The following is a 12,679-nucleotide window of genomic DNA, read 5'->3' on the forward strand; positions in this document are numbered from 1 at the left end:
ATCAGCTCGCACCAGGATCTCCGTCTATCAGTCGATCATACACCATTTCCGGCAAACGGCGGCCGAGTTTCGAACGTGACTTCCACGCATTCCCTCCACCGACTGCAGCAGCCTGCTGGGTGGTTCGTCGAAAATCCATGCTTGACGGAACCTGTTTCCGATCGGCCTGCCCGCTTTCGGCAAAGTGCTATGCAGCGGTTCTTGGTTCAGTTTGTCGATCGCTGCCGATCGTTCCCAGGTGCGTATGACCGAAGCCATCGGCGAACTTCAATCCATAACCAAAAGCCCGGTCCAGGCTTGAATGCGCGAACAGGATGACTCCCAGAAGAGACACAAGCGTCATGGAAAGAAAATCACCCAGCACGAAAAGCATCAGTGCAAACGCCCGAAAGTGAAAGATGTTGTAAACGACCGCCCCGGCCCTCGTGTCCTTGAAGTAGCCCAGCATACTGATATCAGGGACGAACAGGAGGAGAGGAAACAGCCACCATGGATAAGCCAAAGTCGAGTAGAGATAGATTGAAAACAAGAATATCCCGAATTCCTCGAGTCTCACCACTGTTCTCATATTATCTCCTTTCCATCTTCGCCTTCAGGTCATGAACCCAAACAAGGGCAGCGATCCAGCGATTTGCTGCTCGCATAGTCAACCTCGTATCGAAAAAACTTCAAATGCACGATCGATACGTTTTATAGATCATTTATCAGCGCCGTCAAACGCTTTTTTGATCGCTTCAATCTCGAGCTTTGTCATCTTCAAAAACGTGTCCGTGACACGCACCCGTTTCTCTTCATTGGAGTCACAAAGCATTTCGCCAAGGATGGTTGGCGTGATTTGCCAGGAAAGCCCGTATCTATCCTTCAGCCAGCCACAGGAGCCCTTTTCGCCGCCTTCACTCAACTTCTCCCAAAAGTAATCGATCTCCTCTTGCGTATCGCAAATCACTTCGAAAGAGATCGACTCGTTGAATTTGAATTGGGGTCCTCCGTTCAGCGCCGTGAGACGCTGCCCACTTAATTCAAATTCCACCGTCAACACGCTGCCTGCGGGCTTCCCATGGATTTCATATCCCGCCGAAGTGTATTTCGTAATTCTCACGATGCGCGAATCATCGAAAATCGAAACGTAGAAGTTGGCGGCATTTGCAGCCTGGCACGTTTAATATGGCTGCTCGAGGTGGGATATGGGTAAAATCCAGAAGATCGCTCCGTGTTTGTGGTTCGATTCGCAGGCTGAATATGCCGCCAACTTCTACCTTTCGATTTTCGATGATTCGCGCATCGTGAGAATTACGAAATACACTTCGGCGGGATATGAAATCCATGGGAAAGTCTGACTTCGCCGTCTCGCTCGTACGAGGCAATGATGACCCCACTTGGCGATGCGCCAGACTTAACAAGGCTGAATACCGCAGGTATGGTTCCTTCTCCGAACAAGCGCTTGCCCCTGCCCAGGGTGACGGGGAATATTTTAACCACAATTCATCGACGAGATCGTTCGCCAGGAGCGTCTGGACGAGGTTGCTGCTCCCATGTACCTGAATGGGAGGTCCGTCTTGATTCTTGAGTTTCGCGATCTCGGATACGATATCCCCGTGGATGTGTACCAACCCCTCCCAATCGAGATTCATCGGTTCGTGGGATACTACGTACTTCCTGGCCCGGTTTAATACCCTCGCTGCCGGGTCGTCGCTGCTTTTGTGCGGCCAATAGGAAGCAAAGACGTCGTAGGTCTTTCTACCGAGTAAAAGATCGAACGGCGGACTCATCTACTCCTAGAATTACCTACTCGAGGTTGGGCAGCCGCTTTCCGTTCCAAGATGCGAATATCAATCATTGTAAGTCACCGGCCGGCTGTAATCAAACACCTTTATGGCGATAACGTTGACCCGATAAAAGTGGTGAAATTCCAGCCATCATCACATTGAAGATCGCATGTGTGAAAATGCAGCTTTCCGTGCCCTGTTGCTTATAGAGCCAACCCAGGACCAAGCCAAATGGAAATACCTGCACGAGTTTCACCCAGTTTGGTTCCAATACTCCCGTGTGCCCAAAGGTCCAAAGAATTGTAGTTAAGAAAATTGCGATCCAATACTTCTCTTTGCGCCAGTTGAATATTTTGGCTAAGAAATTTTGAATTACAAGACGGAATACGATTTCTTCGGCGAATGCATACTCCAACACAACAAGCAGACCAACTATCACTTGTGTGTTGTTTGTAACAGGCACATCTCCACCTAACTTCTGTTGAACGATGTCAGAAATCTCCGGTGATGCAAGGGAAAATAAAATAATTGAATACACGACTGCGCTGATTGCTGCGGCGATACTGAGCGCAATATATCTCGCGCTATCGATTTTTGGCGGGTCGGGCAGTTGCGGGATATCAGTGGTTTGAATTGATGCATCACTATTCTCAAATCTCATCGAGGAGAGAGTCCCATCGTTGGCATGCAATTGCCCTGCCTCATATGATTGCGATATATCCCCATTTTTACCATCTGTTTCTACAACAGTTTCGGTTTCAGGTCCCTTCACCGATGGTTGGATTAGGGAAAGCTATGGTACCCAAGCAGAGTGGACATATGGATGCCCACAATCGTATACGCCATCATTCGAATTAATGCGAATCCATCCCCGATGATCAGGGCAATCAGCAGCACCGGCGGCCATGATTCGAGCCCGACTAAAAGGACCGTAAAAAACCTCAAATGCGATCAGAATGAGCCCTGCCAGAACTCCGGATTTTTTATAGCCACGTACTTGCTTGTGGGATCTGAACCAGGCAATCAAGAAGGCGATGAAAAGGATCAGCATCGCTAGAATGTAAACGATCCCAATAATTTGAGTCATCCGCTTCTCCTCTATCGAAATATAGATGATCTTTGTTATCCACGGCTGTTCAGCGGATAGACTTGCTGGATAGCTGAGCTTAACGAGCTTACATAATCATAGTGACATGAAAATCAGAAAATCGCCAACATTACAGGGAAAATTCCAGAGGTTTTTCCTGCCAGCATACACCACTCAGCTCCGCTTACAATCACGTGCAGGGTAAAACCGCACGAGGTGCGTAGGAGTTGAGATTGGATCCTGTCAATGCGCTCGTGCGGCTGGTTATGCTGTTTTATCTACTGCTTTACGATTTCCTTCCTCGAGAATGATCCGTCGTATCATCAACAACGATCAAGATTGTGCCCAAAATCGTTATAGCCATTTTGCACGATGGCCGAACCGTGCTGTGTAGGAATTGAAAATTCCGGTTTTCTACCGAGTACCGGCGTGTCAGCACACTGCCCAACGAGCTGTATTTTATAGCTCAGACAACAGCTTGATCCGGTTCCGCAAGACTGCCAAGAATAAGAGACCCCCTATTCCGAACAATGCGTCCACCAGTCTCCAAAACAAGGGAATACCTCGAATGGCCCCGAAAACAATCGCAAATGGCAATACCGCAATACATGCAGCAATACCATACTCCACAACCCACTCAAGTCGTAAAGGATCTCGAATGGCCATAAGAAAGGGAATGGAAATTATGAAGTGACCGAATGCAAGCCAATCGTAACCGTAGGCAAGAAAGGGGTAAGACGTGTAGGTTGCTTCGACCGAGAGATAAACGGATATCAGCCATTCGGCCATTGATGGCCAAAGTCTATCGAGAATCGAGCCCGGGGAGAATAATGGATACAAAAGCTGCAAGCCCTCTCGGGCAAAGATCGCCGTAAGACCACTGCCGATGAGAGCTATCGAGAATAAGCCGAAAATAACCCTTGTTTGTGTTAGAGCCCTTGTTTTTGTCATGGCATTAAAATAGATAAAATCCAATACCAGAACCTATCAGAGAGCTATCACAAGCTATCAATCGGATGGCCGACCGCTGAATGCTGCACACTTTGCATCACGAGGATCTGGTTGGTTAAGATCACCTTCGATTCGTTTAATTTGATCGAGTCGGCAAGCTTCACGGGGATGGCTGTGCCAACGGCTGGAATAAATCCCAGAGATTCCCATATAAGTCTTCGAACACCGCCACCGTTCCGTACGGCGCCTCCTTCGGCTCGCGGACGAAGCGTATACCGGAGGAAAGCATCTCAGTGTAATCCCGCCAGAAGTCATCGGTTGAAAGAAAAAGAAAAACCCGTCCACCGGTCTGATTTCCTATCGCCGCGGATTGCGAGGGGACGGACGCGCGCGCCAACAGCAGTGTAGTTCCACCCGTTCCCGGAGGAGCGACAACCACCCAGCGTTTGTCTTGCTCGGGCTGGTAGGTATCTTCGACCAGCGTGAAATGAAGCTTTTCACAAAAAAACGCGACGGCCTCATCGTAGTCCCTGACGACCAACGCGACATGAGCTATAACCTGTTGCATGGCAACCGCCTCCTCGGGTTCACGGCATCCTGCAGTGTATCTCACGCCCGGACCGAAACCATGATATCTCTCAACCGGTGTTTTCTTCTCGCGAGCGATTGAATTCACGGATACTTAACTGCTGTCTGAGTATCACAACCAACAGCATAACAGTAAATGACGGCCACAGAATCAAGAAGATCCATACATTGATTTCTTGGTACGTTATCCCGAGAAGATTTGACAGATAGACCAAAAAGTCGACGCACCAGTTAAATATCGTATTCACTGAAATTCACCTTGACGGATGAAACCAATATAGGCGATTGCATACACGCAATCAAGCACTCAGATTCTATGAAAAGCCGGAGACAGAAAATATATCGAAATGCGATCGACAGCGTGTGCCTCGGAAGACCTGCCTCGCCATAGCGGCTTTCGCAGATCCACTGTTTTTCGCAGTCGAAGTTCCTGCACTTCGGGGAAACGGGATCATGGCGCTCTTTCAGGGAGTGATCCACCCGCAACCTCGGGCTTGCATGAACGTCACGCAACCCCGGACGAAGTTCGGATGTGTTCGATTGGATTCCACAGGTACGGCTCAGGATGTATCCATTGGAAAGACTCGAGCGGAAGATTTATCCTGCCCGAAACAAATCACGGATCGCTAGGTCAGCGATTCCTTCATCGTTCGCATACGTACTTCGATGATGCGCGATTGTGGTGATTGCGTGCAGGCCAATAAAATCACGCCGGCCACATCTTCAGGCTCGAGCATCCCGGACTCTGCAACCCCATCTTCCGTGCGCCCTTTACCCAGCGCGAATTCGGTCTTGACGCCGCCCGGACAAATCGCTCCGACTTTGATGCCGAATGGACGCAGCTCATTATCCAACGCCTGGGCGAATCCCACCTGGGCGAATTTGGTTGCACAGTACACCGCTTCCCCACCAAACCCGTAAACACCCGCCATCGAGGAGACCACCAAAATTATCCCCGCCCCGCGTTCGACCATTACGGGCACGGCGTGCCGCGTGAACAGAAATGTTGAACGCATGTTCGTGTCCATCATTTCATCATATTCATCTGCACTCGTATCGACCAGATTCTTGTAATTCCCAACCCCCACGTTGTTGATCAATATATCCAGGGAATCAAATTCTTCCAAAGCCGTCGCGACGGCTTGTTTTGCACATTTTTCATCTCTGGCGTCTCCGACGACGACCACCGCCCTGCCGCCCAATTCTCCTACTTTGGAAGCCAAATCCTCCAATCGATCCTTGCGGCGTGCGGAGAGCACCAGACTGGCGCCTTCGCCTGCCAGTGCAATTGCGCTCGCTCTTCCAATACCGGCACTTGCGCCCGTAATAATCGCCACTTTTCCCGATAACTTGTTGGTCATTTCATCCTCCTTTTAACCTGTATGTCTCGTATCCATCACACTGCGTTAAGCTGCTTGTGCCAGACAACTTCCGGATCCTTGCTTGCCGTTTATTCTGAATTCTGGCGAATCTCCAATGATCAGCAGGGCAGCCAAAAGTTACAATTACTGCGAAGTGAGAGATTCGACATGCGGGCCACGTTTCGCAGACTCAGTTTACATCGGCTCTTTGCGGAAGCCAGGGATCAGATTTGGAATTCCTCACGCAGTTCGTAGTGCTTCGATCGCTCATCGAACCGCGCCAACAATGCCCGGGCTTTCGGCGGCACAACGGCGACCCTAAAATCATCGCCCGCAAATTCACGCACCGCATCGAGCGAATCGAACCTCATTAATGTAATGAATTCAACCTCGTCAGGACTGTTACGCCTGAGAAGCTGGATTCCGCGATACCCTGCGATATCACGATTCCTGATCCCGACGAAGATTTCCTCCTTCAGTAGCTCTTCGTAAGCTTCAGCGTTCTGCGCCGTCGTCCAGCCGTGCCAAATACGTATAATCATACCTGCACCTCGGAAAATAAGATGGTTATCTGGCCACGCAACGGCCATAATTTATCGCAAATCCTTGTGTGTCTTCAAATGGCAGCCCGCCTTCAGTACCTATCCGCTACCAGACTGCCAGACATGCACTGCACGGGAACGGAACGCTGCTGGATTTTCTTTTCTTCATCCGATCAGCAGGCAACCCACTTGCCGTTTTCTTGGCTGGATGCGATCACGCTGTATACAAAACGCACGCCCAGCAAACCATCCAGAGAATTCGGGAAATACAAAGCCAGCGGATCCGCGCTCGTGCCTGATCTACGTGCAGCGATGGCTTCAGCCGCATCGGAATAAACGTTTGCAAACCCTTCGATGAAACCTTCTGGGTGACCGGCAACGATGCGGCAGGAGCGAGCAGTCAGAGGCAATGTGCCTGGCCCATTCGGTGTCCGGTTTTGAGACGGCCCATGAAGCGGTTTGAACGTCAGCGCCTGGGGAAATTCCTGCATCCATTCCAGACTGCCTTGGGTACCGGAGATCCGCACCCGAAGGCAATTTTCCACACCTGCAGCAGCTTGCGTGACCCAGAAGTTCCCTCGAGCGCCGTTATCGAAGCGCAGTAATGCGCCGGCGTAATCATGCACCAAACGGCCGGGCACGATGCTGCCCACCTCTGCAGCCACCTCGGCAATTTCGAGACCGGTGATGAAGCGCACCAGGTTGTGAGCATGTGTGCCAATGTCCCCCATCACCAGGGAAGGGCCGCCCTTAACAGGATCGTATCGCCAGGGGAGTTCGCCTCGAGAGGGGTCGGGATCGTTTTCATCGGCCTTGCCGCCTTGAACATACTCCACTTGCACCAAACGGATTGTGCCAACCTGACCATCCATGACCATTGCTTTGGCCTGGCGCACCATGGGGTAGCCCGTGTAATTGTGCGTCAAACAGAAAATCAGACCACTCTCTTCCACTTTCCGATGCAATTTCTCTGCATTTTCCAGGGTGTTGGTCATCGGCTTGTCGCAAATGAGATCAAAACCGCGTTCCAATGCAGCGACGGAATACTCATAATGGCTGTCATTGGGCGTCATGATCGCGATTACGTCTGCGCCGTCCTCGCGGGCAGCTTCGGCGTCCAACATTTCCTCCACGTTGACATAGGCGCGTTCAGGAATCAGTCCAATTTCCAGGCCCGACTTTTTCGCCCGCTCGGGATTCGATGACAGTACACCGGCGACGATCTCGTAACGGTCGTCGAGCCGGGCCGCACGACGGTGCGTCGCGCCGATGAAGGAGCCGGCGCCTCCGCCGATCACAGCCAGACGTAACCGACGGCCGAGGATCGAAAATACAGGATTGGATGACATCTACCTCGCCTCCAAATGGTGGGTTATCGCCCGGACGACAGCGCTGTGGTCGTCTTCCTGGGCCAGACCCGAAACCGTGATCGTGCCCACAGCGCCGGTTCCTCTAATAATGATGGGGAAGCAGCCTCCGTGAGGGGCATATTCATTCTCGGGGATTAAGAACATCTCCTCGATACTTTTTCCTTCGTGCTTCAATAATTGGCCGATGTAAAAAGAACTGTGCCCAAAGCGGTTCACCAGCCGGACTTTTCGCTCGATCCATTCGTCGTTATCGACGCTTGTCCCGGGGCGGCTTGCGTGGAAAAGCTGCTGATCACCGCGGCGGATGTCGATTGTTATAGGAAGTTCGTTTTGGATCGCATGCTCGACCAGCCAGCAGCCAATTTCCCAGGCGGTATCCTCGTTGAAGTTTGTGAATTGAAGCTGCTTCTCTTCGTCAAGCAATTTGCCGAGGATTTCATCCATGTGGTTTCCTGCCTTCCAATTATCGTTCTATCCATAAATAATACTCTTTATTCTTCATGGTTCCAGCCGGTTTGGAACTCACCTGTGTCCTTCAAAGGACGTCGATCCTGATTGGGTTCAGCATGCGGGCCGTCCTCGTCTCAAAGCATACACCTAACGCAGGTAAATCGAGTCGAGTTCCGAGGGCGATAACCTGAAGATCCTCGATGCAATTCAAACTGAACTCTGTTTATAGACTCCGTCACGTGTTGAGCGTCCTAAAATTACCCATAGCATACTGCGTTTTCGCGGAGTCTTCTCGTGGTTCATTTTATCAACCACTGAATTGCGGCTTCTTGATCATCGAAGATTCGGAAAGAAAAGCCGTAATTTAGGCAGACGGCATTAAGAAAACTAAAGTGTTCTCTGTGAGCTGGTAGAACCACCTCGGCTATCTTAATCTTGGAGGGAATACCTATTTTGTTTAATTTCTGTGGGCGGTAATATATTTCGACTGAACTACCCGAAACGGAGTCAATCGCGCTATGATCTACCAGGCATCGACTGGCATTATATTCAGCCATTGTCTTGGAGATGCTTTTTACCATCTCTAAGGAACTTTTTTCATCCGCGACACCACTCGTTCGGATAACGACAATTTGCTGATCCGGTAAAAATGATATCGTCCATTCCATCTGACACTCCTTGTGCAAGCTGTTCTCTCGTCAGCGGCTGTTATAGAATCACTCGTCAGGAAAGAGAACATCCATAAAGATCAAGGCTCGCGCCTTTTGGCCTTTATCTGCGAAGCACCCTTTCTACGAAGGATAAAGCCTATTCGTCCGATTCGACGGAAACATGTTTTTCTTCCAGAGAACAGCCCGTTCGCCTCTCTGATCATACACATACACCAGACAAATCTGGCTGAATTTCGATAGCGTTTGCCCTGAGTCCTTCGACAAAGCTCGAGATGAATTCTGTAGAAGGGCTCCAGCTAATGGCTGCACGACCCGCCCGCAACGTGTCAGTCTCCCCGTTTGGGTTTTCGGAAGAACGGGATTTCCCAACAGCGCCGTTATGAATTTGTTCCTATACCTAGGGTGCAGCATTCGGTTCGAATGTCACCAAAGGATGACCCTGAACGATCTGCTCGACCTCGTCCCAGCCTTCCGGGAAGGCGTAATTGTAGCGCGCAGGGAGGGCAAACACGTATCGACTGTTCCGGCCCAACTCCAGCGGGCCAACAGGCGCAGCGCCGATATACCATTCCCCACTCTGCATCTGGCCCCATTGTTCGATGGTGAATACCATCAGTGGGATATCCTGCCGTGGCTGCTGCGCCGTGGATTTCGGGTGAACGATGGTGAGCATCAAACCTTGTTCCACTACTTCATCCCCAGTCTCACCGCTCTTCAAACCTTCCCAATTGCTGGTTTGAACGGAGAACCCTTCCCAACTTACAGGCAGTGAGAAGCTAAAGCCCAACTCGGTGTTGCGGTATTCGACGACAGGCGCAGTTGGTTCGGTGAGCGTATCTGTCGACACTTCCGATGGACGCTTTGCGGCCAACAATGCACACCCCATAATTAAAAAAGGGACCAGGAGCAGAATCGTTCGCAGAATAATTATCTTCCGCTTCTTCAAAATTCCTCCATACCAAGGGCATTTTCCTGCGGAGACAAATCGCTGGGAAATTTGATTCGCGAATTTGAGTATCGCTGTGATCTACGCTCATCGCAGCGATCGCAGAAGCGAGCGGCGGACCAGCCGAAATCAACACCGCGAACAGATCCACCAATCAACGCCTTTCTCAACTTTATGCATCGAGGCGAGAATCGACGAGTCATAGCGTATCTGTTGAAGATACTCAATTGACCGCAAATCTACACTTTATATTTCACGGACCATAGTTTTCGGCCAGATAATCCACCAACACAGACTTCTCAGCCGCCGACAACTTCGCGCCCTTGGCGATCATACGCGTTACCGTCTGGTCCCACTGTTCGAGCGTTTTCGTCGTTCGCGTTGCCTTGTCGACACTATGACACACCGAACAGCGCGTCTCTAAAAGCGTCGCACCTTCAGGGGACGACACACCTGCAGGAGGTGTCGTTGCCTGAGACGACCCGGTACTGCAGCCAACCAGAATCAGCACCGCCAACAATCCGGCTGCGATCAACAACAGTATCATCCAGACAGAGCGATCTTGCTTTCTGACTTCCTCATCCCTCGCTGGTTTGAGGGCTACCAAATCAACGCCTTTCAAATTGCTCATACGGCCTTCTCCTTATATGTGATTGGTGTTCAATATAATTGTGTCACATATATGGCATTACTCCAACGGTTTAAATCTATCGAGGATCAGAAAACGAGATCGTAGACACTGCACTCGTCGCAGCACGCAGATCCCGGATACTTAGTGGCCGAATGTCCCACGTAGTTTGAGGAAAGAAACAATCCCGGTGTTCTTCCAGTGAGCGACTGCGATCAACACAGATGTTACACCCTTCCCGGGCAATTTCGGTTAAGCCTTCGGAAGTCTACCTGAACTCTGTCGAAGGGTATTGCGTTTTTAAAGCGCGTAGATCCGCATATGCTTCCTGGGCTCCCGCGATTGGTTCGGCCATCTTACTCGTATTAATTGAATCGTCCTTCAGGTTTGATTATGAAAATTCAGCTTGAATGTAATTCACCGCGTCCTGAACGCCTGTCTCAGATCGGATTTGATTCCCCAGGGACGTGGCTGTCTGTAGCATCGTATCGCTATTTATGAGCTCGTCAATAGAACCGACCAGATCAGCACGGGTAAGTTTCGATTGAGGCACAGGCTTCGGTCCCACGCCTAAGTCATGGACGATCTTTGCCCAGTAAAATTGGTCCGCAATGTGTGGGATAACCAAGGCTGGTCTTCCTGCACGCAAGCAAGCCGCCGTAGTTCCATATCCGCCATGATGGATGACACCCGCACATCGAGGAAAGAGCCAGCTATGTGGAAGTGATCCGGTGGCAAAGATGGTGGACGGGAGATCCATCTGGTCATTCAGAGTTTCCCAGCCTTGAAGTATCCCTCGATGTCCAGATTGCTGGATCGCACCCGCAAAGAGCCGCAGCGTTTCCTTCATGATCGATTCACCGTAACCCATTGAACCAAGGCTGATTACTACGGGCGGCTTACCGGAGTCCAAGAACGAGAGTAAATCTGACGGAGGCCGCCAGCCGCTCACTTCTTCTGTGTACCAGTAGCCCGTTACATGATGCCGGGAATCCCAGTTCGGATTTGGAGCGTACACAGTGGGACTCACCGGAATCAGGTTCATTCGCAATGATGTGAATCCTTCTCTTCCGACCGGTGGAAGACCTTGCTCCTTCCGGATCTGATTCAATGGCCTCGTTGTAGCGAGTTGCACGAATTCATCAATCAAGTGATACACGATCCTCTTCAACAGCGGACGTTCGGGATCGTTCCATGGGATCGCCCAAGGCATCAGCGTTACGCTCAGGTAAGGTAAATTCAAAAGATCAGCTTCATTCTTTCCCGCCGCGCTTTGGGCGGACGTCACCACCAGATCTACCTCCCTGCATAGATCGAGGATGTCGTGGTAGGAACGTTTCAAGATATCGAAGCTTAACCGCATTGCTCGGATCAAGGCGGCAATATGGTTTCTTGAACTCTCCCGAATCATTGCGGCCTCGCGAGCGAAATCGATGTTCGGTCCAATCGACCTGAAGCTTGTGCCATAAGATTCGACCAACGATCTCATGTGAGGGTGAGTTGCCAGAGTGACCTCGTGCCCGGCACGTGTCAGGCTCTGGGCCAGCGCGATAAACGGCTGCACGTCCCCACGAGAGCCAATGGTTGGTATTGCGACTTTCATTCACTATCCTTGAGTTGATCCAACATCTGCACCGCGATGCAGTCTGCCGGCTCTGAACTGCGTGTGTTTTTCCGGCGCCAGGATCCTGGTATTCATCCAGGGTTTACTGGTTGGGCGGCACACCCGATTCGTTATCCCGGGCACAGTGCCTCTATCCAACCGATTTGGTATGGTAAGAAACTTTGCGCCACCTACCCAACGACAGAGCACTTCCAAGAATATATTGCGGCTCCCGCCAATTGGGTTTACGCGTTATTCGACTCTTTGATTCACTCAGCTTGCTTGTCGATTCGCTCCAACTTGAAGGTAACAGGCCGCAATCCATCCGTACAACACGCGATAGCTGGTACAGAATGACCCGCATGTATGCTGTGGATCGACGGCAGCAGATCCCGCCATGCCCAATCACAAAATCCTTCGGGAGGGTCCCAGCGGTTCGTGGTCATGAATTGCTGGCCCTCTTCCAACCTGCCACATGCATTGGCGGCACCATAAGGAAATTGCTCGTACAGCTCTTCATTGAAAGACTTCTTGAGTACCGTTATTCTGCACCGGTACCGTTCGGTGATGTTAGCAATACCTCGCTGCTCGATTTCCTGATCCATGACCGTTCTTTCTCCTTCTGTCCCAATAATATTCCCTCACTATCCCTCTCGGAATCTTTCAAAGAGGGCGACAGGATCATTGTCAAGTATTACCGTCCACCCCATCGATTT

15 protein-coding genes and 1 pseudogene are annotated in these 12,679 nt (G+C 50.8%); 1 reads left to right on the plus strand and 15 read right to left on the minus strand.

Annotation, left to right across the window (positions count from 1 at the left end; genetic code table 11):
* Positions 1-187: 187 nt before the first annotated feature.
* The gene (locus tag P8Z34_10670; protein ID MEJ2551137.1) at positions 188-568 is read right to left on the minus strand and encodes a DUF4260 domain-containing protein; all 381 of its coding nucleotides are present in this window, start codon (positions 566-568) and stop codon (positions 188-190) included.
* 129 nt (positions 569-697) lie between these two features.
* Positions 698-1,141 (minus strand): annotated as a pseudogene (locus P8Z34_10675) (VOC family protein).
* Between the two features lie 43 nt (positions 1,142-1,184).
* Between P8Z34_10675 and P8Z34_10680 the strand changes: the two are divergent.
* Complete coding sequence (locus tag P8Z34_10680; protein ID MEJ2551138.1) at positions 1,185-1,337, plus strand: VOC family protein; 153 nt, start codon at positions 1,185-1,187, stop codon at positions 1,335-1,337.
* Between the two features lie 523 nt (positions 1,338-1,860).
* Here the strand turns inward: P8Z34_10680 and P8Z34_10685 are convergent.
* The 13 genes from P8Z34_10685 to P8Z34_10745 all read right to left on the minus strand — a co-directional run bounded on the left by P8Z34_10685 (position 1,861) and on the right by P8Z34_10745 (position 12,568).
* The gene (locus P8Z34_10685; protein ID MEJ2551139.1) at positions 1,861-2,538 is read right to left on the minus strand and encodes a CPBP family intramembrane metalloprotease; all 678 of its coding nucleotides are present in this window, start codon (positions 2,536-2,538) and stop codon (positions 1,861-1,863) included.
* Between the two features lie 21 nt (positions 2,539-2,559).
* On the minus strand, positions 2,560-2,853 hold the full coding sequence (locus P8Z34_10690) for a hypothetical protein (protein MEJ2551140.1): 294 nt from the start codon (positions 2,851-2,853) through the stop codon (positions 2,560-2,562).
* Between the two features lie 459 nt (positions 2,854-3,312).
* Positions 3,313-3,828, minus strand: coding sequence for a hypothetical protein (locus P8Z34_10695; GenBank protein ID MEJ2551141.1), 516 nt, complete (start codon positions 3,826-3,828; stop codon positions 3,313-3,315).
* A gap of 136 nt (positions 3,829-3,964) precedes the next feature.
* Positions 3,965-4,372, minus strand: a complete 408-nt coding sequence (locus tag P8Z34_10700) for a VOC family protein (protein MEJ2551142.1) — start codon at positions 4,370-4,372, stop codon at positions 3,965-3,967.
* A 646-nt stretch (positions 4,373-5,018) separates the two neighbouring features.
* Complete coding sequence (locus P8Z34_10705; protein MEJ2551143.1) at positions 5,019-5,753, minus strand: SDR family NAD(P)-dependent oxidoreductase; 735 nt, start codon at positions 5,751-5,753, stop codon at positions 5,019-5,021.
* Positions 5,754-5,977: 224 nt separating this feature from the next.
* Positions 5,978-6,343 (minus strand): hypothetical protein, encoded by a 366-nt coding sequence (locus P8Z34_10710; protein MEJ2551144.1) that lies wholly within the window; start codon positions 6,341-6,343, stop codon positions 5,978-5,980.
* 125 nt (positions 6,344-6,468) lie between these two features.
* On the minus strand, positions 6,469-7,644 hold the full coding sequence (locus P8Z34_10715) for a Gfo/Idh/MocA family oxidoreductase (GenBank protein ID MEJ2551145.1): 1,176 nt from the start codon (positions 7,642-7,644) through the stop codon (positions 6,469-6,471).
* The gene (locus P8Z34_10720; GenBank protein ID MEJ2551146.1) at positions 7,645-8,109 is read right to left on the minus strand and encodes a heme-degrading domain-containing protein; all 465 of its coding nucleotides are present in this window, start codon (positions 8,107-8,109) and stop codon (positions 7,645-7,647) included. It abuts the gene before it with no gap.
* Between the two features lie 305 nt (positions 8,110-8,414).
* Positions 8,415-8,783 carry a hypothetical protein gene (locus P8Z34_10725; protein MEJ2551147.1) on the minus strand — a complete coding sequence of 123 codons (369 nt, stop codon included), beginning with the start codon at positions 8,781-8,783 and terminating at the stop codon, positions 8,415-8,417.
* Positions 8,784-9,183: 400 nt separating this feature from the next.
* Positions 9,184-9,732, minus strand: a complete 549-nt coding sequence (locus P8Z34_10730) for a hypothetical protein (protein ID MEJ2551148.1) — start codon at positions 9,730-9,732, stop codon at positions 9,184-9,186.
* A gap of 253 nt (positions 9,733-9,985) precedes the next feature.
* The gene (locus tag P8Z34_10735) at positions 9,986-10,363 is read right to left on the minus strand and encodes a hypothetical protein (GenBank protein MEJ2551149.1); all 378 of its coding nucleotides are present in this window, start codon (positions 10,361-10,363) and stop codon (positions 9,986-9,988) included.
* A gap of 388 nt (positions 10,364-10,751) precedes the next feature.
* A complete protein-coding gene (locus P8Z34_10740; GenBank protein MEJ2551150.1) occupies positions 10,752-11,963 on the minus strand; it encodes a glycosyltransferase in 1,212 nt (403 codons plus the stop codon).
* A 269-nt stretch (positions 11,964-12,232) separates the two neighbouring features.
* On the minus strand, positions 12,233-12,568 hold the full coding sequence (locus tag P8Z34_10745) for a TIGR04076 family protein (GenBank protein ID MEJ2551151.1): 336 nt from the start codon (positions 12,566-12,568) through the stop codon (positions 12,233-12,235).
* Positions 12,569-12,679: the final 111 nt, after the last annotated feature.

The sequence above is a fragment of the Anaerolineales bacterium genome, from assembly GCA_037382465.1.
In the GTDB taxonomy this organism is placed as follows: Bacteria; Chloroflexota; Anaerolineae; order Anaerolineales; family E44-bin32; genus WVZH01.

What these genes read in the sequence shown, in the direction of transcription:
- P8Z34_10670 (MEJ2551137.1), bottom strand. Translation starts at nt 568, where the DNA reads ATGAGAACAGTGGTGAGACTCGAGGAATTCGGGATATTCTTGTTTTCA.
- P8Z34_10680 (MEJ2551138.1), top strand. Translation starts at nt 1,185, where the DNA reads ATGGGTAAAATCCAGAAGATCGCTCCGTGTTTGTGGTTCGATTCGCAG.
- P8Z34_10690 (MEJ2551140.1), bottom strand. Translation starts at nt 2,853, where the DNA reads ATGACTCAAATTATTGGGATCGTTTACATTCTAGCGATGCTGATCCTT.
- P8Z34_10700 (MEJ2551142.1), bottom strand. Translation starts at nt 4,372, where the DNA reads ATGCAACAGGTTATAGCTCATGTCGCGTTGGTCGTCAGGGACTACGAT.
- P8Z34_10705 (MEJ2551143.1), bottom strand. Translation starts at nt 5,753, where the DNA reads ATGACCAACAAGTTATCGGGAAAAGTGGCGATTATTACGGGCGCAAGT.
- P8Z34_10710 (MEJ2551144.1), bottom strand. Translation starts at nt 6,343, where the DNA reads ATGGCCGTTGCGTGGCCAGATAACCATCTTATTTTCCGAGGTGCAGGT.
- P8Z34_10715 (MEJ2551145.1), bottom strand. Translation starts at nt 7,644, where the DNA reads ATGTCATCCAATCCTGTATTTTCGATCCTCGGCCGTCGGTTACGTCTG.
- P8Z34_10720 (MEJ2551146.1), bottom strand. Translation starts at nt 8,109, where the DNA reads ATGGATGAAATCCTCGGCAAATTGCTTGACGAAGAGAAGCAGCTTCAA.
- P8Z34_10725 (MEJ2551147.1), bottom strand. Translation starts at nt 8,783, where the DNA reads ATGGAATGGACGATATCATTTTTACCGGATCAGCAAATTGTCGTTATC.
- P8Z34_10735 (MEJ2551149.1), bottom strand. Translation starts at nt 10,363, where the DNA reads ATGAGCAATTTGAAAGGCGTTGATTTGGTAGCCCTCAAACCAGCGAGG.
- P8Z34_10740 (MEJ2551150.1), bottom strand. Translation starts at nt 11,963, where the DNA reads ATGAAAGTCGCAATACCAACCATTGGCTCTCGTGGGGACGTGCAGCCG.
- P8Z34_10745 (MEJ2551151.1), bottom strand. Translation starts at nt 12,568, where the DNA reads ATGGATCAGGAAATCGAGCAGCGAGGTATTGCTAACATCACCGAACGG.